Source organism: Streptomyces sp. NPDC090022, assembly GCF_044748145.1.
Taxonomy (GTDB): Bacteria; Actinomycetota; Actinomycetes; order Streptomycetales; family Streptomycetaceae; genus Streptomyces.
The window spans coordinates 12,536-37,501 of record NZ_JBIVFN010000010.1 but is presented as its reverse complement, the minus strand read 5'-3'; the positions used below and the strand labels follow the sequence as shown (position 1 = coordinate 37,501).

At 74.2% G+C, this 24,966-nt stretch carries 23 protein-coding genes; 14 read left to right on the top strand and 9 right to left on the bottom strand.

From position 1 onward, the window contains the following. Positions 1 to 12 precede the first annotated feature (12 nt). Positions 13 to 1,161 carry an alpha/beta hydrolase-fold protein gene (locus tag ACIPXB_RS19500; RefSeq protein WP_401451358.1) on the bottom strand — a complete coding sequence of 383 codons (1,149 nt, stop codon included), beginning with the start codon at positions 1,159 to 1,161 and terminating at the stop codon, positions 13 to 15. A gap of 93 nt (positions 1,162 to 1,254) precedes the next feature. Between ACIPXB_RS19500 and ACIPXB_RS19495 the strand changes: the two genes are divergently transcribed. From ACIPXB_RS19495 to ACIPXB_RS19455, 9 genes are all read left to right on the top strand, one after another. Next, a complete protein-coding gene (locus ACIPXB_RS19495; protein ID WP_401451356.1) occupies positions 1,255 to 1,467 on the top strand; it encodes an MbtH family protein in 213 nt (70 codons plus the stop codon). A gap of 83 nt (positions 1,468 to 1,550) precedes the next feature. After that, on the top strand, positions 1,551 to 3,128 hold the full coding sequence (locus ACIPXB_RS19490) for an amidohydrolase (RefSeq protein WP_401451353.1): 1,578 nt from the start codon (positions 1,551 to 1,553) through the stop codon (positions 3,126 to 3,128). 191 nt (positions 3,129 to 3,319) lie between these two features. Next, on the top strand, positions 3,320 to 4,507 hold the full coding sequence (locus ACIPXB_RS19485) for an FAD-dependent oxidoreductase (RefSeq protein WP_401451741.1): 1,188 nt from the start codon (positions 3,320 to 3,322) through the stop codon (positions 4,505 to 4,507). Positions 4,508 to 4,885: 378 nt separating this feature from the next. Beyond that, entirely contained in the window at positions 4,886 to 5,470 is a 585-nt protein-coding gene (locus ACIPXB_RS19480) for a MepB family protein (protein WP_401451351.1), read from the top strand. Positions 5,471 to 5,644: 174 nt separating this feature from the next. Beyond that, entirely contained in the window at positions 5,645 to 6,388 is a 744-nt protein-coding gene (locus ACIPXB_RS19475) for a beta-phosphoglucomutase family hydrolase (RefSeq protein WP_401451349.1), read from the top strand. Further along, positions 6,385 to 8,766 (top strand): glycoside hydrolase family 65 protein, encoded by a 2,382-nt coding sequence (locus ACIPXB_RS19470; protein WP_401451347.1) that lies wholly within the window; start codon positions 6,385 to 6,387, stop codon positions 8,764 to 8,766. Before ACIPXB_RS19475 ends, ACIPXB_RS19470 begins: the two co-directional genes overlap by 4 nt. A 38-nt stretch (positions 8,767 to 8,804) precedes the next feature. Next, positions 8,805 to 9,377 carry a GNAT family N-acetyltransferase gene (locus ACIPXB_RS19465; RefSeq protein ID WP_401451345.1) on the top strand — a complete coding sequence of 191 codons (573 nt, stop codon included), beginning with the start codon at positions 8,805 to 8,807 and terminating at the stop codon, positions 9,375 to 9,377. A 48-nt stretch (positions 9,378 to 9,425) separates the two neighbouring features. Continuing rightward, positions 9,426 to 10,034, top strand: coding sequence for a DJ-1/PfpI family protein (locus ACIPXB_RS19460; protein WP_401451342.1), 609 nt, complete (start codon positions 9,426 to 9,428; stop codon positions 10,032 to 10,034). Between the two features lie 61 nt (positions 10,035 to 10,095). Further along, positions 10,096 to 11,334, top strand: a complete 1,239-nt coding sequence (locus tag ACIPXB_RS19455) for a cytochrome P450 (RefSeq protein WP_401451339.1) — start codon at positions 10,096 to 10,098, stop codon at positions 11,332 to 11,334. Positions 11,335 to 11,368: 34 nt separating this feature from the next. Here ACIPXB_RS19455 and ACIPXB_RS19450 read toward each other — a convergent pair whose 3' ends face one another. From ACIPXB_RS19450 to ACIPXB_RS19435, 4 genes are all read right to left on the bottom strand, one after another. Beyond that, entirely contained in the window at positions 11,369 to 11,794 is a 426-nt protein-coding gene (locus ACIPXB_RS19450; RefSeq protein ID WP_401451336.1) for a VOC family protein, read from the bottom strand. 77 nt (positions 11,795 to 11,871) lie between these two features. Beyond that, positions 11,872 to 13,299 carry an alpha/beta hydrolase family protein gene (locus tag ACIPXB_RS19445; protein WP_401451333.1) on the bottom strand — a complete coding sequence of 476 codons (1,428 nt, stop codon included), beginning with the start codon at positions 13,297 to 13,299 and terminating at the stop codon, positions 11,872 to 11,874. A 77-nt stretch (positions 13,300 to 13,376) separates the two neighbouring features. Continuing rightward, a complete protein-coding gene (locus tag ACIPXB_RS19440) occupies positions 13,377 to 13,934 on the bottom strand; it encodes a pyridoxamine 5'-phosphate oxidase family protein (RefSeq protein WP_401451331.1) in 558 nt (185 codons plus the stop codon). 81 nt (positions 13,935 to 14,015) lie between these two features. Continuing rightward, positions 14,016 to 14,498: a hypothetical protein gene (locus ACIPXB_RS19435; protein WP_401451329.1), complete on the bottom strand. Its 483-nt coding sequence runs from the start codon at positions 14,496 to 14,498 to the stop codon at positions 14,016 to 14,018. 195 nt (positions 14,499 to 14,693) lie between these two features. Here ACIPXB_RS19435 and ACIPXB_RS19430 point away from each other — a divergent pair, with 195 nt between their 5' ends. Beyond that, on the top strand, positions 14,694 to 15,134 hold the full coding sequence (locus tag ACIPXB_RS19430; RefSeq protein WP_401451327.1) for a hypothetical protein: 441 nt from the start codon (positions 14,694 to 14,696) through the stop codon (positions 15,132 to 15,134). Further along, a complete protein-coding gene (locus ACIPXB_RS19425; protein WP_401451325.1) occupies positions 15,131 to 15,343 on the top strand; it encodes a hypothetical protein in 213 nt (70 codons plus the stop codon). The genes ACIPXB_RS19430 and ACIPXB_RS19425 overlap by 4 nt, the downstream gene beginning before the upstream one ends. Before the next feature lie 68 nt (positions 15,344 to 15,411). Here the strand turns inward: ACIPXB_RS19425 and ACIPXB_RS19420 are convergent, their stop codons facing one another. Continuing rightward, complete coding sequence (locus ACIPXB_RS19420) at positions 15,412 to 17,007, bottom strand: alpha/beta hydrolase (protein ID WP_401451323.1); 1,596 nt, start codon at positions 17,005 to 17,007, stop codon at positions 15,412 to 15,414. Between the two features lie 350 nt (positions 17,008 to 17,357). Between ACIPXB_RS19420 and ACIPXB_RS19415 the strand changes: the two genes are divergently transcribed. Next, entirely contained in the window at positions 17,358 to 18,620 is a 1,263-nt protein-coding gene (locus ACIPXB_RS19415) for an FAD-dependent monooxygenase (protein WP_401451321.1), read from the top strand. Positions 18,621 to 18,636: 16 nt separating this feature from the next. Here the strand turns inward: ACIPXB_RS19415 and ACIPXB_RS19410 are convergent, their stop codons facing one another. Then, on the bottom strand, positions 18,637 to 19,098 hold the full coding sequence (locus ACIPXB_RS19410) for a VOC family protein (protein ID WP_401451318.1): 462 nt from the start codon (positions 19,096 to 19,098) through the stop codon (positions 18,637 to 18,639). 170 nt (positions 19,099 to 19,268) lie between these two features. Continuing rightward, positions 19,269 to 19,730, bottom strand: coding sequence for a hypothetical protein (locus ACIPXB_RS19405; RefSeq protein ID WP_401451315.1), 462 nt, complete (start codon positions 19,728 to 19,730; stop codon positions 19,269 to 19,271). A 264-nt stretch (positions 19,731 to 19,994) separates the two neighbouring features. Between ACIPXB_RS19405 and ACIPXB_RS19400 the strand changes: the two genes are divergently transcribed. After that, positions 19,995 to 23,093 carry a glycoside hydrolase family 3 protein gene (locus tag ACIPXB_RS19400; protein WP_401451313.1) on the top strand — a complete coding sequence of 1,033 codons (3,099 nt, stop codon included), beginning with the start codon at positions 19,995 to 19,997 and terminating at the stop codon, positions 23,091 to 23,093. A gap of 83 nt (positions 23,094 to 23,176) precedes the next feature. Here ACIPXB_RS19400 and ACIPXB_RS19395 read toward each other — a convergent pair whose 3' ends face one another. Next, complete coding sequence (locus ACIPXB_RS19395) at positions 23,177 to 24,490, bottom strand: ricin-type beta-trefoil lectin domain protein (RefSeq protein ID WP_401451310.1); 1,314 nt, start codon at positions 24,488 to 24,490, stop codon at positions 23,177 to 23,179. 289 nt (positions 24,491 to 24,779) lie between these two features. Here ACIPXB_RS19395 and ACIPXB_RS19390 point away from each other — a divergent pair, with 289 nt between their 5' ends. Next, a complete protein-coding gene (locus tag ACIPXB_RS19390) occupies positions 24,780 to 24,950 on the top strand; it encodes a hypothetical protein (RefSeq protein ID WP_401451309.1) in 171 nt (56 codons plus the stop codon). Positions 24,951 to 24,966: the final 16 nt, after the last annotated feature.

Sequence of the window (24,966 nt, the reverse complement as noted above, 5' to 3'; positions counted from 1 at the left end):
GCGGGCGGTTGCTCAACGGCCGGTCCCCAGCGCCCAGGCCACGTCCCGCAGGAGGGCGTGCCGCCAGCCCGCCCGGTCGTGGCCGGACGCCGAGCGCGAGACGCGCACGCTCGCGCCGGCCCCGGCCACCAGGGTCTCGGTCAGCGCGCAGTGCGGGAGCATCCTCGGCTCGTGTTCCCCCACGTCGAAGGCGGCCCGCAGACCGGACAGGTCGCGGCCCTCCCGCAGCCGTGCGGCGATCGCGCCGCCGACCGGGCCGCCCAGCGGATCGGGTGACTCCAGGGCGCCGGGGGTCCACCAGAACGACCCCGACTGGCAGGCGACCCGCGCGACCAGATCGGGGAACTCCAGCGCCGCGTACAGCGCGCTCAGGCCGCCCAGGCTCTGACCGGCGACCACCAGCCGGCCGGCGTCCGCGGGCAGGCCGGTCGCGGCCACCAGCGGCAGCAGTTCGTCCCGGACCGCCTCCCACAGGTCGGGCCGGCAGCCGAACTCGCCCTCGCGGTCCCGGGACGGCAGGAAGACCAGGGTGACGGGCGGCAGCTCGCCGGCGGCCACGGCCGCGTCGAACGCGGTCGTCGCCGGGTGCAGGTACAGCCAGTCGTCCCCGTCGAGCAGCAGGACCACCGGCCCGCCCCCGCCCGCCGGATGGATGCGCACGGTACGCCGTCCACCCAGCCGTGCGCTGTCCCAGCGCACCTTGGTACGGGGCAGGGGCAGCACGTCGGCGGGGCCGACGAGGGGCCAGTGCGGCTGGGCCGGGGCGTCCGGGGTCGCGGCCAGGGAGCGGTCGCCGCCCGCACCGGCCGGGTTGAGCGGGTCGGCGTACGCCGTGCCGGCCACCAGGAACTGGTAGGTCACGCGCAGCCGCGGGGGCATCGGGACCTCGGCGTACCAGCAGTCCGTCACCCCCCAGCGGTGCAGCGGGACCGGATCCGACCAGCTCTCGAAGCCGACGGCGGGCGGCGGGCCCCCGGCCTCGCCGCGCCACAGGAACAGGGTCCGCCAGCCCTGGCTCCCGGCGGGCACCGACCGGGGCGTCCGGGCCGCCGCTGCCGCCGTCCAGAAGGCCCCGGTCCCCGGCTCGCCCGGCAACCCGTAGGCGGCGAAGGGCCGTTCCGCGCCGGTTCCGCCACCGGGGCCGGTCTCGCTCGGACGCATGGAGGTCTCCTTGTGAGCGGCACGGCGAAGGACTACGCTCGCCGCGATAAGGTGAGCCTAACCTCATTACTTCGTTCCCGGGAGGCGCCGACCGTGAGCACCAACCCCTTCGACGACCCCGAAGGCCGCTTCCTCGTCCTGGTCAACGACGAGGACCAGCACTCCCTGTGGCCCTCCTTCGCCGAGGTCCCCGGCGGCTGGCGCATCGCCTTCGCCGAGAACACCCGCCAGGCCTGCCTGGACTACGTCGAGGCCAACTGGACCGACCTGCGCCCCCGTTCCCTCGCCCGGTCGATGGACGGCTGACGGCCCCCCGGCGGCCCCGCCGTCACCGCCGGAGACGCACCACCGACACCAGGCCACCGGCCGACACCCCAGGGAACCCGCCGATGCTCTGCACCAGGCTGACCAACGCCCGTTTCCTCACCATGGACCCGGACCACCCGGTCGCCCGCGAGCTCGGCATCTGGCGGGGCCGCATCGTCGGCCTGGACGAGGCCGTGGCCGCCCTGCCCGCACGCGAGGTGATCGACCTCCAGGGCGCCACGGTCCTCCCCGGCTTCATCGACGCCCACGTCCACCTGCCCTGGACCGGATTCAAGCAGCACACCCCGAGCATCGCCGGCCTCACCCGGACCGATGACGTGCTCGCCGCCGTCGCGGACGCCGTCGCCCGCAGCGGCGGGCCCGGCAGCTGGGTGAGCATCGTCGGCTACGACCAGCGGGCCCTGGGGCGCCACCTGACCGCCGCCGAACTCGACCGGGTCGGCCAGGGCCGCCTGCTGTACCTCCTGCACGAGTCCGGGCACGGCTGCGTCGTCAACACCGCCGTCCTGGAACGGCTCCCCGCCGACGTCCCGCACGACAACGGCTTCCTCGCCGAGGGGGCCATGGGCGCCGCCCGCGCGCTGCGCCTGCCCTACTCCCAGGAGGAGCTGGCCGAGGCGATCGGACGCGCCGCCCGCACCTGCCTCGCCGAGGGCGTCACGGCCTGCGCCGAGGCCGGCATCGGCGGCACCCTCTTCGGCCACAGCCCGGTCGAACTGGGCGCCTACCAACTGGCCCGGGAGAAGGGACTGCTGCCGCTGCGCGTGCAGCTCATGGTCTCCGCGGACCGGCTCTCCCTGGTCACCGCGCACACCGCCGACGGCATCCCCAGGGCCCTCGACCTCGGCCTGCGCACCGGCTTCGGCGACGACTGGCTCTCCGTGGGCGCCCTCAAGATCTACACCGACGGCGGCATGATGGCCCGCACCGCCGCCCTGAGCGCCCCGTACGAAGGACTCGACCACGGCGGGCAGTTGCAGGACGACCCCGACGTGCTCACCGAGACCATCGTCGCCGGCCACCTCGCGGGCTGGCAGCTCGCCGTGCACGCCATCGGCGACCGTGCGGCCGACCTGGCCCTGGACGCCCTGGAACGCGCCCAGCGGCTGCGGCCCCGCCCCGGCGCCCGGCACCGCATCGAGCACGCCGGCCTGATCCGCCCCGACCAGCTCCCGCGCTTCGCCCGGCTTAGGGTCGGCGCGGTCGTCCAGCCCAACTTCCTGCGCTCCTTCGGCGACGACTACGCGGCCGTCATGGGCGAGCGGCGGGCGCCGTGGCTCTACCGGGGCCGGGGCTTCCTCGACCACGGCATCACCCTGGTCGGCAGCTCCGACCGGCCGGTGGCGGACGGCTCCCCGCTGCGCGCCGTCCAGTTCATGGCCGAGCGCGCCTCCGAGTCCGGCCGGCTGATCGGCCCGGACGAGCGCATCACCGTCGACGAGGCCCTGCACGCGTACACCGTCGCCGGCGCGTACGCCTGCCACTGGGAGGACAGCGCGGGCACCCTCACCCCGGGCAAGCGCGCCGACCTCGTCGTCCTCGGCGACGACCCGCGACGCGTGGACGTCTCGCGGATCGGCGCCATCGAGGTGGTGGCGACGTACGTCGACGGCCGCGAGGCGGGCAGACCGGCGGCCTGAACCGGCCGTGAGGCGGGCGAGCCGGCGGCCTGGAACGGCCGCTCGGACGCGACGCGTCACGGCGGCTACGGTCCCGGCCCGCCCCGGTGCGGTATACGTCCTGAAAGGGGCGCGCCCGATGCCCGCGAAGGGAATGGTCTGCCGTGGAGGAGCGAACGACCGCGTGTGTGGTGGGGGGCGGGCCCGCCGGAATGGTGCTCGCCCTGCTGCTGGCCCGGGCCGGGGTGGACGTGACCGTGCTGGAGAAACACGGCGACTTCCTGCGCGACTTCCGCGGCGACACCGTCCACCCCTCCACGCTGTCGCTGCTGGACGACATCGGCCTCGCCGAACGCTTCGCCCGGCTGCCGCAGCGACGGGTCACCTCGGTGCAGCTGCCCATCGGCCAGGACCGGTCCCTGGTCACCGTCGGGAACATCGGGGCGCTGCACGGCAAGTACAACTACATCGCCATGGTGCCCCAGTGGGACCTGCTCGACCTGCTCGCCGACGAGGGCCGCCGCGAGCCCGGCTTCCACCTGCGCATGGACACCGAGGCGACCTCCTTCCTCATGAACCGCGGACGGGTCACGGGCGTGCGCTACCGCACCGCGGACGGCGCCACCGGCGAGCTCCGGGCCACCCTCACCGTGGCCTGCGACGGCCGCGGATCCTTCGCCAGGACCCTGCCCGAACTCGGCCTGGAATCCTTCCCCTGCCCCATGGACGCCTGGTGGTTCCGGCTGCCGCGCCACGAGGACGACCCCAGCGGGCTCGTGGGGGCCCTGGGGGAGCGGTTCTTCAGCGCGCTCATCGACCGCGGCGACTACTGGCAGTGCGCGGGCCTGATCCCCAAGGGATCCGACGCCGCCCGCCGCGCCGAGGGCCTGGACCACTTCATGGCCCAGTTCGCGGCCGCCGCCCCCTGGCTCGGCGACCGCACCCACGCCCTCACCTCCTGGGACGACGTCAAACTGCTCGACGTACGGCTCGACCGGCTGCGTCACTGGCACCGCCCGGGGCTGCTGTGCATCGGCGACGCCGCCCACGCCATGTCACCGGTCTTCGGCATCGGCATCAACCTCGCGGTCCAGGACGCGGTGGCCGCCGCCCGCTACCTCGTCGGCCCGCTGCGCGCGGGCACGGTCGGCCTGCGCGACGTACGCCGCGTCCAGCACCGCCGCTGGCCCACCACCGTGCTCACCCAGCGCCTGCAGCGGCTGGCCCACGCCCAGGTGATCGAACCCCTGCTGGCCGGCCGCACCGCGTTCGGCAACCCGCGGCGCGCCAAACGCCTGACCGAACTGGTCACCGACTCCCGCTGGCTGAACCGCGTCCCGGCCTACTTCATCGCCTACGGCGCCCTGCGCGAGCGCCCCCCGGCCGAATCCGTCCGCTGATCGCGACCGTGGCCGGCCGCCGGCGTCACTGCGCCCGTTCTGCCCGGCGGCTGGGGTCCCGGTACGCACGGCACGCTCTGCGTCCTCACGAACCCGTCCCCGTGCCCGCTCGCGTCCACCACGACCGGCGTGGCCTTGCCCGCGCTCAGGTACACCGTCTGCCGGGGGTCCCAGCCCGTGAGCCAGGTGGCCTCGCTGAAGAGTGAGAGCGCGATCGAGGCCCGCGCACGGCGCGGCCAGGAGGGCGCGGCGCATCCTGCGATCCCTGTCGCCTCCCGCGTGCTCGTCCTTCCACCGTGGGACGCCTGCCCGCGCCCGCCCGCCGGGCCCGTCCGGCGCGTGCGGCCGCCCCGCCGCGGCCTGTGGCAGGGTGGACGGATGGCGACGCAGCACGAACACCCGTCCGATATCGATGTCCCTTCCGTCCCGTGGTCACCGGGCGCTCCCGTCCACGCCGACCTCGCCGCCGCGAAGGCGCTCGTGTACGACCCCTGCGGGTTCACCTGCTCCCGGCCGGTGCCCGAGCCCGAGAGCGCCGAGTACGCCGCCCACGCGTTCACCCTCGACGGCCTCGCCGTCCGGTTCCGCGCGGCGCGGACGACACCCACCAAGGCCGGCCAGTTCGTCACCGTCTGGCAGCGGTCCGAGGCCGGGCCGATCCGGCCCTTCGACGTCACGGACCCCGTCGACCTGTTCGTCATCAGCAGCCGCGACCGGGGCCACTTCGGCCAGTTCGTCCTGACCAAGGACGCCCTGCGCCGGCACGGCGTCCTCTCCGCCGACGGAACCGGCGGCAAGCGGGCCTTCCGCGTCTACCCGCCCTGGGCGGCCGCCCCCAACCGCCAGGCCGAGCGGGCCCAGGCCTGGCAGCGGGAGTACTTCCTGCCCGTGCCCGAGGACGGGTCACTCGACCTGGACCGGGCCCGCGCGCTCCACCGCGCCGCCGGCGGGCCCGGACGCTGACCGGTCCCGGTCCCGGGCCCGGGCCAGGACGCCGAAGGCCGCGGGCGGCCACCGAGGACCGGCGGCGCGCGCGTTGCTCCGAACGACACGCCCCCTCAGCCCCACGGGGGACCGCGCGCCGCCGACCGGCGCCGCGGTCCGCACCGGCCCCCACCGGCTCCTAGCCTTGCCGGCATGCTGGGACTTCCCGACCACGTCACCACCTGCCTCTTCGACCTCGACGGCGTGCTCACCCGGACCGCCAAGGTCCACGCCGCCGCGTGGCGGCAGATGTTCGACGACTACCTGCGTCGGCGCGCCGACCGCGAGGGCAGCGCGTTCGTCCCCTTCGACCCCGTGCGCGACTACGACGAGTACGTCGACGGCCGGCCGCGCGAGGACGGCGTGCGCACCTTCCTCGCCGCCCGCGGGATCACCCTGCCCGAGGGCACCGGCGAGGACGGCCCCGACCTGGAGACGGTCCACGGGCTGGGCACTCGCAAGAACGACCTGATGCTCCGCGTCATCCACGACCAGGGCGTGGAGGCGTACGAGGGCTCGGTGGCCTTCGTGCGCGCCGCCCGCGACGCGGGTCTGCACCGCGCCGTCGTCTCCGCCAGCACCAACTGCCGCGACGTGCTGGCCGGGGCCGGCATCGAGGATCTCTTCGAGGAGCGGGTCGACGGCATCACGGTCACCGAGCAGGGGCTGCGCGGCAAGCCCGCCCCCGACAGCTACCTGGCCGCCGCCCGGCTCCTCGGCGTACCTCCCGGGGAGGCCGCCGTGTTCGAGGACGCGCTGGCCGGCGTCGCGGCCGGCCGGGCCGGCGGCTTCGGCTTCGTGGTCGGCGTCGACCGCACCGGGCAGGCCGCCGAACTGCGCGAGCACGGCGCCGACGTCGTCGTCACCGACCTCTCCGACCTCCTGGACCGCGGATGATCACACACGCGAGCTTCGCCACCGAGCCCTGGCAGCTGCGGGAAACCAGCCTCGACCTGGACGTCCTCGCCCAGAGCGAGTCCGTCTTCGCCCTGTCCAACGGCCACCTCGGCTGGCGCGGCAATCTCGACGAGGGCGAACCGGGCGGGCTGCCGGGCGCCTATCTCAACGGCGTCCACGAAACCCACCCCCTGCCCTACGCCGAGGCCGGCTACGGCTACCCGGAGGCCGGCCAGACGACCATCAACATCACCGACGGCAAGGTCATCCGGCTGCTCGTCGACGACCACCCCTTCGACCTGCGCTACGGCGAACTCCGCTCCCACGAACGCGTCCTGGACTTCCGTACCGGCGTCCTCGGCCGGACCGCGCAGTGGACCACGCCGTCGGGCCGGACCGTCCGTCTGACCTCCCAGCGACTGGTCTCCCTCGCCCAGCGCGCGGTCGCAGCGATCGCCTACACGGTCGAAGCCGTCGACGGACCGGCCACCATCGCCGTGCAGTCCGAGCTCGTCGCGGGCGAACAGCTCCCCGGTGTCTCGGGCGATCCCCGCGTGGCCGCCGCCATCGACCGCCCGCTGCGCCCCGAGGAGCACTACGCGCACGGCACCCGGCTGCGTCTGGTCCACTGCACCGCCCGGAGCCGCCAGCGCGTCGCCGTGGCAGCCGACCACTTCATCGACGGCCCCGCCGGCACCACCTACGCGGCGGAGAGCGAACCCGACGTCGCCCGCCTGACCGTCACCGCCACCCTGGCACCCGGCCAGCGGCTCAACCTGGTCAAGTTCGTCACCTACGGCTGGTCGGCGGAACGCACCCTGCCGGCCCTGCGCGACCAGGTGGAGGGCGGGCTCGCCGCGGCCCGCAGCACAGGCTGGGACGGGCTGCTGGAGGCCCAGCGCGCCTGCCTGGACGACTTCTGGAACGACGCCGACGTCGAGGTGGAGGGCGACGAACAGGTCCAGCAGGCGGTGCGCTTCGCCCTCTTCCACCTCTTCCAGGCAGCCGCCCGGGCCGAGCTGCGCGCCCTGGCGGCCAAGGGCCTCACGGGCACCGGCTACGACGGCCACGCCTTCTGGGACACCGAGTCCTTCGTCCTGCCCGTCCTCACCCACACCGCGCCCCACACCGTCGCCCCCGTCCTGGAATGGCGCCGGGCCACGCTCCCCAGCGCACTGGAGCGGGCCCGCCAACTCGGCCTGAAGGGCGCGGCCTTCCCCTGGCGCACGATCAACGGCGCCGAATGCTCGGCGTACTGGCCCGCCGGCACCGTCGCGTTCCACGTCAACGCCGACATCGCCGCGGCCGCCGAGCGGTACGTGGCCACCACCGGCGACCACGCGTTCCACCGCGGCGCCGGACTCGAGCTCCTGGTGCACACCGCCCGGCTGTGGCGCTCTCTCGGCCACTTCGACGCGGACGGCGCCTTCCACATCGACGGGGTCACCGGCCCCGACGAGTACAGCGCCATCGCCCGCGACAACCTCTACACCAACGTCATGGCCCGCAAGAACCTCCTCGCCGCGGCCGACGTGGTCGAGTGCTATCCCGACCGGGCGCGCGAGCTCGACGCCGACGGGGCGGAGGCGGCGGACTGGCGGGAGACCGCCGCCCGCATCGTCCTGCCGTACAACGACCGGCTCCAGGTGCACGAGCAGGCCGCCGGCTTCACCGACCAGGCGCCCTGGGACTTCGAGGGCACCACCGAGGACCAATACCCCCTGCTGCTGCACTTCCCGTACTTCGACCTCTACCGCAAGCAGGTCGTCAAGCAGGCCGACCTGGTCCTCGCCATGCTGGCCTGCCCGGACGAGTTCACCGCCGAGGAGAAGGCCCGCAACTTCGCCTACTACGAGCCGCTGACCGTCCGCGACTCCTCGCTCTCCGCCTGCTGCCAGGCCGTGCTCGCCGCCGAGACCGGCCACCTCGGCCTCGCCTGGGCCTACATCCGCGAGGCGGCGCTGATGGACCTGGACGACCTGGAGCACAACACCCGCGACGGTCTCCACATGGCCTCCCTCGCGGGCACGTGGATCGCCCTGGTCGCGGGCCTGGGAGGGGTACGCCGCCACTATGCCGTCGCCGCCGCGCCGGGCCCGCACGGCGCCCGGGCGGAGGCACCGGTACGGTTCGCCCCGCGCCTGCCGCCCGCCCTGACCCGGCTGGCCTTCACGATCCGCGTCACCGACCGCAGGCTCCGCGTCGACATCGGCGCGACGACCACCCGCTACACCCTCCTCGCCGGAGCGCCCCTGACCGTGGTCCACCACGGCACGACCGTGCCCCTCACCCCGGACGACCCGGCCGAGCTGCCCGTCCCGCCCCTCGTCGACGCCCCCGCGCCCGGCCAGCCCAAGGGCCGGGCACCCCGGACCTGACCGGGCCGCACCGCGGTGCGCCGTGCGAGTGTGGTCGTATGACCATAGAGGTACGCCCCGCCACGGAGTTCGAGGACGTCCGCGCGCTGCTCGGCCCGAAGTCGCCGGGCGCCAACGTCTGCTGGTGCCTGAGCCACCGGATCCCGTCCGCGCTCAACAACGAGCTGCGCGGACCGGCCCGCGGCAGTCACGTCGAGGAGCTGTGCCATCGGCCGATCCCGCCGGGCGTGATCGCCTACGACGGGGACGAACCGGTCGGCTGGGCCGCCGTGGCGCCGCGCGCGGACACCTCCTTCGCGCGCAGCCGGAAGATCCCGCACGTCGACGACCTGCCGGTCTGGTCGCTGTGGTGCGTCCGCGTCCGCCCCGGCCACCGCAAGCAGGGCATCTCGCACGCCCTCATCAGCGGCGCGGTCGAGTTCGCCCGCGCCCACGGCGCACCGGCGATCGAGGCCTACCCCCTGGACAACGGGGACGCCAAGGTCGACATGACCATGGCGTACGCCGGACTCCGGAAGAACTTCGAGCGCGCCGGCTTCGTCCACGCCGCCGACACCACCTCGGTCCTCGCGGGCCACCCCAGAGTCCTGATGCGCCGCGACCTGCGCTGAACCGGGTGCGAGACGGGGCGTCCGACGCCGCGAACGAGGAGTTCCCCGATGCAGGTAGCCGTGGTCACCTTCGACGGATTCAACGAGCTCGACAGCTTCATCGCCCCGGCGCTGATCAACCGCTGCCGCAAGGACGGCCTGGAGGCGTTCATCACCACCCCCACACCCGTGGTGACCTCGATGAACGGCGTCGAGGTGCGGGGGCAGCGGCCCCTGGAGTCCATCCCCGACGCCGACGTCGTCCTGATCGGCAGCGGGGTGCGGACCCGAGACGTGATCGCCGACGACCGGCTGCTCGCCCAGCTGCCCCTGGACCCCGCGCGGCAGCTGATCGGCTCGCAGTGCTCCGGTGCCCTGGTCCTCGCACGGCTCGGGCTGCTGGACGGCCGGCCGGCGTGCGCGGACCTGACGAGCCGGCCGTTCGTCGAGGACTTCGGCGTCACCGCCCTGGACGCCCCCTTCCACGCCGAGGGCAACATCGCCACGGCCGGCGGCTGCCTGGCCTCGCAGTACCTCGCCGCCTGGGTGATGACCCGCACGCTCGGCGAGGCGGCCGCCCGCGGCTCCATCGGCTACGCGGCCCCGGCCGGCGAGCGCGAGGAGACCCTCGAGCGGGTCATGCGCGCCGTCCGCGCCGAGGTACCCGCCGCGCGCTGAATCCGTCTCGCGCGCCGCGTCGCACGGCGCGCGAGCGGGACAGCCGGGGATACTGGGACGTATGAGTGAGCGGCCGGTCCTCCTGCCCTACGCCGACCCCGCCTTCGTCGCGGACCCGTTCCCCCTGTACCGGCAACTGCGCGAGGACGGCCCCGTGCGCCGCGCCGTCATCGCGGGCGGCCTGGACGCCTGGATCGTCACCCGCTACGAGGACGGACTCGCGGCCCTCTCCGACGCCCGCCTCAGCAGCGACGTCCGCGACGCCTCCGACACCCGGCTGCTGCGACAGCTGCCCGAGACGGAGCGCGAGTCGATGCTGAGCAACATGCTGCGCAGCGACCCGCCCGACCACACCCGGCTGCGCCGCCTGGTATCGAAGGCGTTCACCGCCCGCCGCGTGGCCGAGATGCGGCCGCGGGTCCAGGCCATCACCGACGGGCTGCTGGACGCGATCGTCCCGGCCGGCCGCGCCGACCTCGTCGCCGAATTCGCCCTGCCGCTCCCGGTCACGGTGATCAGCGAGCTGCTCGGGGTACCGGTCGACGACCGCCACGACTTCCAGCACTGGACCGACCGCATGATCATGCGGGGCGCCGAGCCACCGGACCCCGCCGTGGTCAACGAGGCCTGGCAGCACATGCGCGGCTACGTCACCGAGCTCATCCGGGCCAAGCGGACGGATCCGGGCGACGACCTCCTCAGCGGCCTCATCGCCGCCCGCGACGAGGACCAGCGCCTGACCGAGGACGAGCTGATCGCCATGGTCTTCCTGCTGCTGGCCGCCGGCTACATCACCACCGTCAACCTCATCGGCGGCGGCGTCGCCACGCTGCTCGCCCACCCCGACCAGCTCGAGCTGCTGCGCTCCGAGCCCGGACTGCTGCCGGGCGCGATCGAGGAGCTCCTCCGCTACGACGGCCCGGTCAGCCCCGGCATCGCCCGGTTCGCCCGCGAGGACGTCGAGATCGCGGGCGTGACCGTACCGCGCGGCGCGACGGTCCTGATCGCCTCGGCCATCGCCGACCGCGACCCCGCGCGGTTCACCGACCCCGACCGCCTGGACATCACCCGCGAGGACAACGCCCACCTCGCCTTCGGGCACGGCATCCACTACTGCCTGGGCGCGCCGCTGGCCCGCCTGGAGGGCCAGATCGCCATCGGCACCGCCCTCGCCCGCCTCCCCGGCCTGGCCCTCGCCGTACCGCCGCAGGACCTCCACTGGCGCCCCGGCGGCCTGCGCGGCCCCCTGTCCCTCCCGGTGACCTTCACCCCCGGCGGATCAGGGCCCACCCGCCCCTGATCCGCCGGCCGGACCGTCGTAGGGTCGCCGCTCCTCAGACGACCGGCTCGCCGACGCCCAGCAGGTTGCCCTCACTGTCGCGGAACCAGGCGGCCCGCTCCCCGCGGGCGCCCTTGCTCGGATAGTGCCCGTGGATCTCGGCGATCCCGCCATCCGTCCGGATCCCGGGCACGTCGACGTCCTCGAACGTCACCCCGCGCTCCCGGAGCTGCGCCACGAGCGTGTCGATGTCGTCGACGACCCAGCCCATCTGCGTGAAGGTGCCGGGCGACGAACCCGTCGACGTGAACAGGGCGAACTCCGTGTCGCCGCAGCGGTACAGCAGCCCGCCGGGCCGTTCGTCGACGGGCTCCAGGCCGAGCTTCTCGGCGTAGAAGCGCCGCGCCCGGTCCAGGTCCTGCGCCGGCAGCCGGGTCGCGACGCGCCCCCGGGCCAGAATGTTCCTGTTGTCCGCGTTCATGCCTCCACTGTGCCGTGCGCCACGGCCGGATCACGGCCGACACGGCCCGGTGCGCCGGGTCCCGGCGACGCCACGGCTCAGCGGCCCGCGAGCGTGGCCTGGAGCCAGTCGAAGACGACCTCGCAGTGCAGTTGCGGGGCCATGGGGGAGCAGTGGAGCTGGGCGCCCTGGGCCGCCGTCAGTTTCACGTAGTCCTTCGGCGAGGTGAGCCGGTCGTACAGCCGGCGCGGCTGGCCCGGGTAGAACTGCTCGTCGTCGTAGTCCAGGACCAGGGTGGGCGCCTTGATGCGGTCGACGACGGAGGTGATCGTCAGCGCGCGGATACGGGTGGCGGGGGTGTAGAAGTCCGTGAACAGCCTGCCCTGGCGCGCTTCGAGCATGGCCGGGATGGAGAAGGGCTCGAACCGCTTCTTCATCACGGCGGCCGCGTCCGGGGGCAGTTCGGGAACGACCTCCTCGTTCCAGATGGTGTTCGTCTGTTCCTTGTCGGGCGTGAGGATCCGCCGGATCTCGGGCGGGAAGCCCAGCCACGGCTCGACGCAGCCCGGCATGGCCACCAGGGCGGCGATCCGGTGCTCGAACGCCGCCGCCCGCGGCGCGAGGTCCCCCGCCATGCTGAGGCCGGTCAGGGCGATCCTGGCGGTGTCCACGTCGGGGCGGGCCGAGAGCCAGTCGATCAGGGGACCGACCACCTTCTCCCAGGTGGGCGTGAACACCACCCGGTCGACGAAGAGCAGCTGTCCCTGCCCGGGGCCGTCGTAGACGAGGGCGTTCCAGCCGCGATCGAGCGCGGCGGGGACGCCGTACGTCCACATGTCGACGTTCTGGCCGTCGCTGCCGTTGGTCAGGATCACCGTGGGGCGGGGGGTGTCCGACGTGTCGGGGCGGAAGAACCACACCGGCAACGGCGTCGTGCCGTACGGGACCGCGGCCTCGACCGGGGCCGGCTCGCACAGGCCGCAGAAGGTGTCCCAGGCGCCGCGGCCCGCCCGGTACAGCCGTTCCTCGCTGCCCGGGTCGTCGGAGCCGAGGACGAAGAACAGGGCCTGGCCGTAGTACTGCGCGGCCCGCAGGGCCCGGAACTGCTTCGTCCGATCGTCCGGGGGCGCGCCCGGGGGCGCCTTCAGCAACTGGTCGCCGAGCCTCCGGAACGTCTCGACGTACGCCTGTGCGGACAGGCCGGCCGTGTTGATCGCGTTCACGGCGGTGAGGACCTCGCCGACCTCGGCGGCCCCGGCGCCCGAGGCGCCGAGCGCGAGGAGGCCGCTGAAGTTGTACCCGGGGTCCTTGAAGAGGGTCATCACGCCGGGGGTGGGGCCGGCCGCGGCCGGGGCGGGCGAGGTGGCGCCGCCCGGCGTCCGCGTGGGCGCCGGCGCCCCGGGCGCGCCCGCGGGCGCGCAGCCCGCGGCGAGCGCCGCCCCCGCCCCCGCGCCGGCGGCGAGGAGGGCGCGCCGGGTGGGACCGGACCCGCCGCCGGGCTCAGGGCCGGCTGATCTGCGCGTCATACCAGCGGACCGTAGTCCCGGCCCGGTGGGTCGGCATCCGCTCGTGCTCCATCCGGTCCACCGGGTGCGGGGCGTCGTCAGAACGTCCAGCGCGTGTGCGTGTAGACGCCGTCGTCGCGGCCGAAGCCGTACGCCGTGCCCGGAGCCACCGCGAACACCACCGCGTCGCCCTTGCGGAACGCGTCCCCGATGCCGTGGAAGGTGCCCTCGGGCGAGGTGATGTGCGCCCCGTACTTCGCCTCATAGGCCGTGATCACCTCCTCCAGCCGCGCCGGATCGGCGACCTGCTCCGCCGTGCCCTCCACCACGAGGTCGAGCCCCTCGGTCAGCGCGTTCCCGCCGGTCGTCAGTGCGCAGTGGGCGTCATGGGCGAGGTTCTTCGCCTTCTGCTCCGTCGGGCCGGTCGAGAAGTACAGCACCCCGTCCTGCCAGGCGGCGATCACCGGAGTGACGTGCAGCCGCCCGTCGGGCCGCACCGTGGACAACCAGAAGATCTCGGCAGCCTGCAGCTGTCGCAGGGCCTCGGCCCACTCGGTCGCGACGACGTCCGCGGCGCCGGGCCGGGGGTTGAGCGCGGAGCTGTACCGGGCGTCGAGCTCGGCCGTGGGCTGCTGTGCGGGTTGCTCCGTCGGCATGGGAAACCTCCTCTTTCCTCCCCCAACGACCGATTGCCCGTACGGAAACCCCCGACGCGTCCGCGGAGAGCGAGGGGGCGGTCACCGGGCCGTCGCCTCCGGCGGGAAGGAGGGCGGCAGCGCGGGGAGGCCGAAGAAGTCCGTGATCACGCGCAGCAGCCGGGCGCGGTCGTCCGCGCGGTGGTCGTAGCAGGTGTGGCCGTCGTCCTCGTCCGCCGCCTCGCCGTACGCGTCGGGGCCGATGAGGCCGGCGGCCAGGAGCGCGGGGGAGAGGTGCTCCGGGTCCTGTCCCACCCGCTGCTGTAGGTCGTCGACGCCGAAGCGGAGGACGGTGTGAGCAGCGCGGACGTACCGGAACTCCGGCGGACGGGCCTTCGCGCTGCACGGTTCCGTCACGAGCACCACCGGCTCGACCCCCTCCGGGCCGAGCCGGTGACAGTCGACCGGCGCGAAATCCGTCTCGGCGGTCACCATCTCGTGCACGGCCCACGTCCAGCCGTCCCCCTCCCCGAGGACGAGGTTCACCTCGTGGCCGGGGAACGATCCCCGTATCCGATCGATCATGCCGGCGACGCCACACCCGGTCACCGGCAGGGGACGCTCCGCCCGGGACGGGCTCCCCCTTGACGACCGCGCCCAAAGTTATGACACTCGAAGTGCAAGTTGTTTGTGTTTCGTGTGACCCACGGGAGCCGGGAGGCAGCCATGCCGGGTAGCCGCATCAGGGACGCGCGGGCACAGGGACACCCCCGCCCGGCCGTGTACGCAGTCGCGGGCATCGTCATGGGTGCCGTCTGGGTCCTCGGCTCGGACACCCCCGCCTGGGAGCACGCGCTGCGCCTGGTCGCGCTCGTCGTGTGCGCCGGAGCGGCCATGACCCTCGTCCACCGCCGGCGCGTCCGCCTCGGCCGGCCCGCCGACCACCGCCTGCACGCCGGCCTGCTGCTGGCGAAGATCCTGCTGGTCGTCGCCGCCCTGGTCCTGGACGGTGTCCTCGGCCTGTGGCTCTCCGAGCCGAGCGTGATCACGGCGGTCGCCCTGACCGTGTCGATCGCGGCGGGCGGCCCCGCCCTGCACCGGTGGCTCTCCGGAAAGGCGAGCGGTGCCGGTGCCGGTGCCGGTGCCGGTCACGGTCCCGGTCCCGGTCCGGGTCCCGGGTCCCGTGTCCCGTGCCGGACGGGCTCGTTGGGCGGGGCATGAGGAAGATCATTACTACCGCTTGTGCGGCCGGTGCGGCCGCCGTTCTCACCGCCGTCGCCGCCGCCGGGACCGCCGTCGCCGACGAGTACCACCGTGACGCGCACAACGGGCCCACCGTCGCCCTGATCAACACCGGGCAGATCGACGACCCCCTGGAGGACGTACTGGAGCACGTGCTGCTGATCGGCGGTCAGCACACCTGGAGCTGACCGGGCCGGAACGCGACGGTGCCCTCGCCGGGCGGCAGTTCGGGGCCGCGGGCGAGGGCACCGGCGGTTCAGCGGAGGGCGGGGATCACATCGCGCGTCTCGTCCACCTCCAGGGACGACAGGCGGCGGCCGATGCCCTCCGGGGGCGCCTCGTCCGCGCAGACCGTGCCGCGCGCCGGCAGGGACAGGCCGGCGAGGTAGTCCGTCACCAGGGCGCTGACGCACGCGCTCCGGTTGTAGGCGGTGTGCCCCTCACCGGCGAACGTCAGCAGACGCCCGTTGTCCAGCGTCCCGGCGAGGGCCACGGCGTCCTGGTACGGGGTGTCCGGGTCCCCGGTCGTCCCCAGGACCAGGATCGGGGCGGAGCCGGCCGCCCGGTAGGAGCCCTCGTAGCGGCTCGGCCGCTCCACCGCCCACTGCGCGCAGGCGGGCGCGTGGTTGTGGTCGTAGCTCGGCGGCCCGAACCCGATCGCGGGTCCCAGCAGCGGGGCGGCCGCGGCCTCGGCCCTGACCGCCGCGCTCAGGAGCGGACGGCTGCGCGGGTAGACGCGGTCGGCGCACTCCACGGCCAGATTGACGTTGAGGAAGTCGAAGGACCCCGGTGAGGGCGGCGACAGCAGGAACGACATCTGGCGCGCCTGGGCCGCCCGCAGGGCCTGCCCCAGGTAGGGCCAGATCACCCGGCCCGCGTTGATGTTGAACATGAGGCGATAGGCGAGGGTGTAACCGGTGGCCGGGCGTCCGCTCGGCGTGACGACGGGGTGGGAGTCCAGCGCCCGCTTCAGTTCCTCGAACGCCTGCCGCGGCCGGCCCTCGCCGAATCCGCAGGCGGAGGCGTTCTCCGCGCACCAGTCCAGGAACCGGCCGACCGCCGCGTCCAGCGCGACGAACTGCGGGGCGTCGTACGCGTACGGCACATCGGCGTAGCGCCGCGGATCGTACGCCCCGTCCAGCACCATGGCGCGCACGCGCCGGGGGAACTGCGCGGCGTACACGGTGCCGACGTACGCTCCGAAGGAACGGCCGTAGAAGGAGAGCGTCTCCTCGCCGAGCGCCCGGCGCAGCAGGTCGAGGTCCTTGGCGTTCGACCCGGTGCCGATGAACGGCACGAGGTCCGCGGCGCGTTCCCGGCAGGCGGTGGCGAAGTCGAGGCCCTGCCGGATCGCCGTGTGCGGGGCATCGGGGCCGGGCGCGCCGCGCGCCGCGTCGACGGCCGCGGCGAACTCCGTGTCGTTCCAGCACTCCACCTGCCCGCTGCGCGCCACACCGCGCATGTCGTACCCGACGACGTCGAAGGCGTCGCGGAGGGAGGCGGGGAGTGCGGCGTAACTGTTGCGGGCGAAGTCGACCCCCGAATTTCCGGGTCCGCCGGGGTGCAGCACCAGGACACCGGTACGGTGCGACCGGTCGGCCGCGGGCCGCCGGGTGACCGCGAGGTCGAGCGTGCGTCCGGTGGGCCGGCGGTGGTCCAGGGGAACCCGGGCGGTCGCGCACTCGAAGCCGTCCTGCGGGGCATCGGCGCCCGCGCCGTCGCAGGGACCCCAGGACAGCACCGGAACCGGAACCGGGGTGACGGCGGCGGGGGCGGCCGCGGTGGCGGCCCCGGGCGCGCTCGCGAGGAGCGTCGTGACCGAGATCAGGACCAGGGATATCCCCCATGCCACGCGCCTGCGAGGGTGATCGGCCGAACGGGTCTGCATGGGGCGGTCCTCCGTCGTGGGCGGTGCCGGGTGGGCGACAAGGTAGCCGCGGGCCACCGTCCGTGTCGGCCCACCAGGAGCTGACCGCCCCGTACCACCAGGGGGTGACCCCGCCTCCCACCGGGGGAGACGTCCGGTTACCCCCAGGGTGGTGGCGACGCGCCCGGTGGGCACCTCCGGCCGGACGTGTCCGGCCGCGTACGCGTACGTGTCCGGCCGCCTCCGTACCTCGCCGGATCCGTCCTCGTACGGCTGTCCTAGAGTGAGGGTCCTGCGCAGGTTCCGGAGGCCCGAACCGATCGGAGAGGTGTTCCATGCCGAGACGTCACGCGGTGGTCGCCGGGGCCGGAATCGGCGGTCTCACGGCGGCCGTCGCACTGCACCGCCGCGGCTGGCACGTCACCGTCTGCGAGCGCGCCCCCGAACCCCCGGTCACCGGCGCCGGTATCGGCCTCGCCCCCAATGCCCTGCGCGCGCTCGACGTGATCGGCGTCGACGCCGCACGCGCCGTCGGCAGCGCCGTACCCGCGGCGATGGGCCTGCGGCGAACCGACGGCCGGTGGCTCGTACGGACCCCCACCGCGGACATGGCGGCCCGTTACGGCATCGCGCCGATCGCCGTCCCGCGCCCGGCCTTCACCGCCGCGCTGGCCGCGGCCCTCCCACCAGGGACCCTGCGCTACGGCACCACCGTGACCGCCGTCGACGAAGCCGCGGACCGACCGGTCGTCATCACGGAAGCCGGCCCGGAGCTGTCCGCCGATCTGGTCGTGGCCGCCGACGGCATCAACAGCCCGCTGCGCCGCGCGTACTTCCCCGGCCACCCCGGCCTGCACTACATCGGCGAGACCGCCTGGCGGGCCCTCGTGGAGGCCCCGGACCTGCGGATCCAGGCCATGAGCGAGACCTGGGGGAGGGGCGAGCGGTTCGGCGTGACCCCGCTCTCCGACGGCCGGCTCTACCTCTACGCCACCGCGGTCGTCCCGGCGGGCACCCGGTCCGCCGATCCGCGCGCCGAACTGAGCGACCGCTTCGGTGCCTGGCACGACCCGATCCCGGCCCTTCTGGAGCGCGTCCGCCGTCTCGACCCCGCCGACGTCCTCCAGAACGACCTCTACGACCTGGCGGCCCCGCTGCCCCGCCTCCACCACGGCCGGATCGTCTGGCTGGGTGACGCCGCCCACGCCATGGCCCCCAACCTCGGCCAGGGCGGCTGCCAGGCCATCGAGGACGCGGCGGTCCTCGCCCACCTGCTTCCCGCCGGAGACGGCGCCGACGGCGGCGACACCACTGACGGCGCGGCCGACTCGTACGGCGCGGCCGACTCGGACGGCGTGCCGGCCGCCCTCGCGGCGTACACCGCCGCCCGCCGCGACCGCACCGACGCGGTGCGCGCCCGGGCCCGCCGGGTCGGCCGTCTGGGTGGCGCCGTCCGCAACCCGCTCGCCGCGGCCGCCCGCGACCTCGCGGTCCGCGCCATCCCCGACCGCCTGGCCCTGCGCGGCATGGACGACCTCTTCCACGGCTTCCGCCTCCCCGAACAGCGGCGGCAGGGGCGGGTACGCCCCTCCGCATGACGGACGGCGGCACGCGTCAGTCCAGGCAGAACTCGTTGCCCTCGGGGTCGGCCATCACGATGAAGCCCTCGCTCAGCGGGGGAGCGGGCTCGTCGCGGCGCAGCCGCTTCGCGCCCAGCCCGACGAGCCGTTCGCACTCGGCCTCGAGTGCCGCCATCCGCTCCTCACCCCGCAGCCCGGGAGCCGCGCGGACGTCCAGATGCACGCGGTTCTTGGCGGTCTTGCCCTCCGGCACCTGCTGGAAGAACAGCCGCGGGCCCTGCCCGTCCGGATCCTCGATGGCCGATTTCGTACGGCGCTCCTCCTCCGGTACGCCGACCCGCGCGAGGAAGTCGTCCCACGCGGCCAGCGGGTCGGCGCCTTCGGGCAGGTCGACCCCGGGCGGGCCGGGGTGGACGTAGCCGAGGGCGTCGCGCCAGAAGGACGACAGTGCCCACGGGTCCCGGGCGTCGAACGTGACCTGGAAGGTACGGCTCATCGGGCTGCTCCGTTCGGGGTGGCGTGCGGGTGCGTGTGCGTGTCCATGCTTACGTACGCGTGTGCGTGTGCGTGTGCGCGGGCCGAGACCGTCCGCCTCCGCGCCCATGGACCACCCTGACACCCCATGAGGACGGGAATCCGCCCGTCGTCCGAGGAGCCGACACGGGGTCAGGAGACCCCAGGGGCCCCGTTCGTCGCCCGGGCCCGGTCGACTGACCACGCGATCACGGCCACCGCCACCGCCGCCCCGGCCGCGTACAGCGGCAGCCACAGGGTCGTGGTGGCCGACAGGCAGTCGGCGATCGCCTCCTGGCTCCGGGCCTCCTGCGCGCGGGCCGGCGCGGCGGGGTCGTGGCCGGCCACGTCTCCCAGCGCCGCCTCCGCGCGCAGGCTCTCGTACCTGCCCGGCGCGGGACAGCCGGCCCAAATGCCCGGCATCGGGAACAGCCACGCCCAGCGCTGCAGCATCGGAGCCAGCGTGATCGCCACGCACAGGCCGACGACCAGCGCGTACGCGGTGAGATTGCGCGCGTACGCGGAACGCGCGCCGGGAGTCCACCTCGGCAGCCGGTAGAAGGAGAAGACCACCGCGAGGAGTGTCAGCGGACGTACGGCGCGAACCAGTGCCACGACCCCTGCGCGAGCGCGGCCGTCAGGACGGCGGCGAGTGCGATGCGGATGACCCCGGGCCGACCGGCGGCATCGTCGCCCGGGCCGGCGGACGGCGCCGGGGCCGGCCTCCCCGGACGGCTTCAGGAGTCGAACGCAGCCTGCCCCACGCCCCCCTCGACGGCGGCATTCAGCCAGTCGTGCCGTGAAGTCTTGACGGTGACGGGGCGGTTCAGTTGACTCACGCGATGTCCTGTCCCGTGGTATAGACCTCGGAGGCACCTCGTGAACACAGCACGTGTGACACCGGCCCGGCGCCGGCTCAGAACCGCCCTGCTGGCCGCGGCCGGTGTGCTCGCCGGACTCCTGCCGCTCGCCCAGGCCCGGGCCACGGCCGCCCCCGGGGAACCGCCGCCCCCGACGGCGGTCGACCGCTTCGAGGGCGAGATCCCCTTCGCCGGACCGCCCGCCGAGGGCATCTTCACCTGGGGCAGCGACGCGGACGACCAGCCGCGCCTGGAGCTGCGGGAGCGCGCCGACGCCCCCGAGGGCACGAAGGTGCTGCACGGCGCGTACGACATCAGCGGCTGGGGCGGCTTCAGCCATGACTTCGCCTTCGACCGGCCCGCCCACGACTGGAGCGCCCGGGGCGGCATCCGCTTCTGGTGGTACGGCCAGAACACCGCGCCGCTGCCGCCCGGTTCGGGCCCGCGCGTGCACTTCGAGCTCAAGGACGGCGGGGCCAACGGCGAGGCGTCCGAGCTGTGGACGACCTCCTTCACCGACGACTGGCAGGGCTGGCACCTCGTCGAGATCCCGTTCTCGCGGTTCGAGTACCGCACCGACTACCAGCCGGTCGGCGGCATCGACCAGGTGCTCGGCCTGACCGGGATGTGGGGCTACGCCTTCACCTTCCCGGTCGGGCGGGCCGGCGAGTTCATGATCGACGGAGTGGAGGTGTACGGCGCCGCCGACCCGGTCGTCCAGACCAAGGTCGTCACCGACACGACCGTTCACCCTGTGAAGGAAGGCGGCTCCGCCGACGTACGCGTCTCCGTGGCCACGACCGGCTCCGGACCGCTCACCGAGCCGGTGACCGTCGCGTACACCACCGAGGGCGGCACCGCGACACCCGGCGCCGACTACCGGCCGGTGAGCGGCACGCTCACCTTCCCGGCCGGCACCCCCTCCGGCACCTCCCGCACCATCGCCGTCACCACCGCCGGGGACCGCGACGGCGAGACCGCCGAGACCGTGCCGGTGAAGCTGACCGTGACCGGTGCCCGGCCGCCCGCTGAGGACCCGCTCGTCGTCATCGACGCGCACGGACTCCCGTACCTCGACGCGAAACTGCCGGTGCACCAGCGGGTCGCCGACCTCCTCGCCCGCATGACCCCGCAGGAGAAGGCCGGCCAGATGACGCAGGCCGAGCGCAACGCCCTCAAGGCCCCGGGCGACATCGCGGCGTACGGGCTGGGATCGCTGCTGTCCGGCGGCGGCTCCGTGCCCAACCCCAACACCCCCGCGGCGTGGGCGGACATGGTGGACGGCTACCAGCTGCGCACCCGGGCGGCCCGGCTGCAGATCCCGCTGATCTACGGCGTCGACGCCGTGCACGGCCACAACAACGTCGTCGGCTCCACGATCATGCCGCACAACATCGGCCTGGGCGCCTCCCGCGACCCGGGGCTGGCCGAGCGGACGGGCGCGGTGACCGCCGCCGAGGTCCGCGCGACGGGCGTGCCCTGGGACTTCGCGCCGTGTCTGTGCGTGACCCGCGACGAGCGCTGGGGCCGCTCCTACGAAGCCTTCGGCGAGGACCCCGCGCTGGTCACCGCCATGGAGACGGTGATCCGCGGTATGCAGGGCGCGCCGGACGGACGCGACCTGGACCGCGCCGACAAGGTGCTGGCCACGGCCAAGCACTACGTGGGCGACGGCGGCACCGCGTACGGCTCCTCCACCACCGGCTCGTACACCATCGACCAGGGCGTCACCCGGGTGTCCCGGCAGGAGCTGGAGGCGGTGCACCTGGCGCCGTTCCGGGAGGCTGTCGAGCGCGGGGTGGGGACGGTCATGCCGTCGTACTCCTCGGTGGACTTCCCCGGCGACGACGCCGGCCCGGTCAAGATGCACGCCCACGCCGAGCTGATCAACGGCGTGCTCAAGGACCGGATGGGCTTCGAGGGCTTCGTCGTCAGCGACTGGCAGGCCATCGACCAGATCCCCGGCGACTACGCGAGCGACGTGCGGACCTCGGTGAACGCCGGCCTGGACATGATCATGGTGCCGACCGTGTACCAGGACTTCCACCGCACGCTGGTCGGCGAGGCGGCCGCGGGCCGGATCCCGGCGGCGCGGATCGACGACGCCGTGGCACGGATCCTGACGCAGAAGTTCCGGCTCGGGCTCTTCGAGAAGCCGTACGCCGACCGGTCCGGACTCGGCCGGGTGGGCTCCGCCGGGCACCGGGCGGTGGCCCGCGAGGCGGCGGCGAAGTCGCAGGTCCTGCTGAAGAACGAGGGCGGGCTGCTGCCGCTGAAGCCCGCGCAGAAGGTGTACGTCGCCGGCTCCAACGCGGACGACCTCGGCAACCAGGCCGGCGGCTGGACCGTCAGCTGGCAGGGCTCGTCCGGGAGGATCACCCAGGGGACGACGATCCTCGAGGGCATGCGCAAGGCCGCCGCCTCGCCGGACGCGGTGACGTACTCGAAGGACGCCTCCGCACCGACGGCCGGGCACGACGTGGGCGTGGTGGTGGTCGGCGAGACCCCGTACGCGGAGGGCGTCGGGGACGTCGGCAACGGCCACGACCTGGAGCTGTCCGCGGCCGACAAGGCGGCGGTGGACCGGGTGTGCGCGGCGATGCGGTGCGCGGTGCTCGTCGTGTCCGGGCGGCCGCAGCTGATCGGCGACCGGCTGGCGGGGATGACGGCCCTGGTCGCGTCGTGGCTGCCGGGTACCGAGGGCGACGGCGTCGCCGACGTCCTCTACGGCAAGCGGGCGTTCACCGGCCGGCTGCCGGTGACCTGGCCCAGGTCGCAGGCCCAGCTCCCGATCAACGTCGGGGACGCGGCGTACGATCCCCAGTTCCCGTACGGCTGGGGGCTGACCACGCTCGGTGCGGCACCCCAGGGCGGCGAGCCGGCGCTGCGGGCCCTCGCGGTCGCCGCGGAGGTGGTCGAACGGACCGCCGGGGCCGACTCGGAGGCGGGGCGCGCGGTGGCGGACCGGGCCCGGTCGATCGTGGCCCACCGGATCGGCGGGCGGTTCACGCAAGGTACGGCCAAGCCGTTCGCCGAGGCGGACCACCTGCTGCTCACCGGGGACCTGACGGGAGCCGTGGGGCGGCTGACGGCGGCGTTCCGGGCGGCGGCCTCGTAGGACGGGACGGTTCGTAAAGCCCCCGCGCCGCGGTCCGGGCGCGGGGGCTTCTTCATCTTCTTCTCGGGGCACGGCGGGGCCGGTCAGCCGGTGAAGGTCCACTTCTGGTTCGGGTTGCCGCTGCACCACCAGGTCTGGACCGGGGTCGCGTCGGCCGGGTTCTGTTCCCGCACGTCGACGCACTTGTCGGCCGGGACGTTCACCAGGTCGCGGGTGGTGCCGTTGTGGTCGAACCGCTGTGCGCCGGTCCCGTTGCAGTCCCACAGCTGGACCTTGGCACCGGGTTCGGTCGCGGCCGCGTCGACGTCCAGGCACTTGCCGAGGGCCCGCACGGTGCCGTCGCCCGGCAGGGTCCACCGCTGGGCGCCGGTGCCGTTGCAGGTGTAGAGCTGCACCTGGGTGCCGTTGGCGGTCTGCGAGCCCGCCACGTCCAGGCACTTGCCGGCCAGGCCGACGAAGGTCCCGGTGCGCCCGCCCCCGCCGCCGTCCGAGGTGCTGACCCGTACGTGGTCGACCACCAGCTGGTTCGGGAACGGCGTCGTGCCGTCCGGGTTGCCCGGCCAGTCTCCGCCCACCGCGAGGTTGAGGATCAGGAAGAACGGCTTGTCGAACACCCAGGTGCGGCCGCCGAGGTCGGCGGGGGTCCGGCGCTGGTAGACCTGTCCGTCCACCGACCAGGTGACCGAGCCCGGCGACCAGTCCACGGCGAAGGTGTGGAAGTCGTCGGCGAAGGCGCGTCCGCCGGACAGGGTGTACGCGGCGCCGATACCGCCGCCGCCGGAGTACCCCGGTCCGTGGAGGGTGCCGTGGACGGTCGACGGCTCGTAGCCGACGTTCTCCATCACGTCGATCTCGCCGCTGGCCGGCCAGCCGACCTGGCCGATGTCATGGCCGAGCATCCAGAAGGCGGGCCACATGCCCTGCCCGCGCGGGACCTTCATACGGGCCTCGACGTGCCCGTACGTCTGGGTGAACCGGCCGGCGGTGTTGAGGCGGGCGGAGGTGTACTCGCACCGGCCGTACCAGCACTGGTAGTTGCCGGGGTTCTCGCGGCGGGCGGTGATGACCAGGTTGCCCTGACCGTCGAGCGCGGCGTTGGACGCGCCGGGGGTGTACCACTGGCGTTCGTGGTTGTTGACGTTGTCGCCGGTCTCGATCTGCCATCTGCCGGGATCGACGGCGGCTCCGGCCGGACCGTCGAAGGAGTCCTCGAAGGTGACGGCGCCGACGCCGTGGGAACCGGTCGCCCCGGTGACCTGGTCGGCGGCATGGGCCGCTGCGGTCCGGGTGGTCTGCGGGGCGGCGGAGGTGGCCGGTCCCCAGCCGAGGGCGAGGGTCAGGCAGGCGGTGACGAGCGCCACCCGTCGTAAGGCGCGGCCGCGTGTGGGGGTGGGCATGGGGCCTCGATTCGCATGCTGGTCCAGACCTGCGTGTGAGGGGAGTGAACTCCCGTGACGCGTCCCGGTCAAGCCTGCGGGGCTGCCGTACCCGGCTGTCGTCCCGGCGGGCCGCCCCGACCTCTACCTCACCGCGTTCAGCCGGACCCGGCCGAACCTCTTCGGCCTCGGCTGCTTCGAGACCAACTCCAGCGCCTACACGCTGTTCGACCACGTCGGCAACCTCATCGCCCAGCACCTCGACGACCAGCGCAGGGCCCCGGCCCGGGCGGAGGCGTTCCGGCGCCGCGTGCGCCGGGACCGCCCCGACCTCGGCGGGGGCATCAGGTTCGTCGACACCGCCCGCCATCAGGGATACGTCGACGCCACGACCTTCAAGCGGTACCTGCGCAAGGTCCGCCGCGACCTCGGCTGGAGCGACCTCGTCCCGGGCATGTTCGACGGGGTGCGGCGCGCCTGAGCGCCGCCGCGGGGAG

Coding starts and splice junctions, on each gene's coding strand:
- ACIPXB_RS19410 (WP_401451318.1), bottom strand. CDS start 19,098: ATGAGCCGTACCTTCCAGGTCACGTTCGACGCCCGGGACCCGTGGGCA.
- ACIPXB_RS19490 (WP_401451353.1), top strand. CDS start 1,551: ATGCTCTGCACCAGGCTGACCAACGCCCGTTTCCTCACCATGGACCCG.
- ACIPXB_RS19485 (WP_401451741.1), top strand. CDS start 3,320: ATGGTGCTCGCCCTGCTGCTGGCCCGGGCCGGGGTGGACGTGACCGTG.
- ACIPXB_RS19395 (WP_401451310.1), bottom strand. CDS start 24,490: ATGCCCACCCCCACACGCGGCCGCGCCTTACGACGGGTGGCGCTCGTC.
- ACIPXB_RS19475 (WP_401451349.1), top strand. CDS start 5,645: ATGCTGGGACTTCCCGACCACGTCACCACCTGCCTCTTCGACCTCGAC.
- ACIPXB_RS19450 (WP_401451336.1), bottom strand. CDS start 11,794: ATGAACGCGGACAACAGGAACATTCTGGCCCGGGGGCGCGTCGCGACC.
- ACIPXB_RS19480 (WP_401451351.1), top strand. CDS start 4,886: ATGGCGACGCAGCACGAACACCCGTCCGATATCGATGTCCCTTCCGTC.
- ACIPXB_RS19455 (WP_401451339.1), top strand. CDS start 10,096: ATGAGTGAGCGGCCGGTCCTCCTGCCCTACGCCGACCCCGCCTTCGTC.
- ACIPXB_RS19435 (WP_401451329.1), bottom strand. CDS start 14,498: ATGATCGATCGGATACGGGGATCGTTCCCCGGCCACGAGGTGAACCTC.
- ACIPXB_RS19465 (WP_401451345.1), top strand. CDS start 8,805: ATGACCATAGAGGTACGCCCCGCCACGGAGTTCGAGGACGTCCGCGCG.
- ACIPXB_RS19470 (WP_401451347.1), top strand. CDS start 6,385: ATGATCACACACGCGAGCTTCGCCACCGAGCCCTGGCAGCTGCGGGAA.
- ACIPXB_RS19500 (WP_401451358.1), bottom strand. CDS start 1,161: ATGCGTCCGAGCGAGACCGGCCCCGGTGGCGGAACCGGCGCGGAACGG.
- ACIPXB_RS19445 (WP_401451333.1), bottom strand. CDS start 13,299: ATGACGCGCAGATCAGCCGGCCCTGAGCCCGGCGGCGGGTCCGGTCCC.
- ACIPXB_RS19425 (WP_401451325.1), top strand. CDS start 15,131: ATGAGGAAGATCATTACTACCGCTTGTGCGGCCGGTGCGGCCGCCGTT.
- ACIPXB_RS19460 (WP_401451342.1), top strand. CDS start 9,426: ATGCAGGTAGCCGTGGTCACCTTCGACGGATTCAACGAGCTCGACAGC.
- ACIPXB_RS19440 (WP_401451331.1), bottom strand. CDS start 13,934: ATGCCGACGGAGCAACCCGCACAGCAGCCCACGGCCGAGCTCGACGCC.
- ACIPXB_RS19415 (WP_401451321.1), top strand. CDS start 17,358: ATGCCGAGACGTCACGCGGTGGTCGCCGGGGCCGGAATCGGCGGTCTC.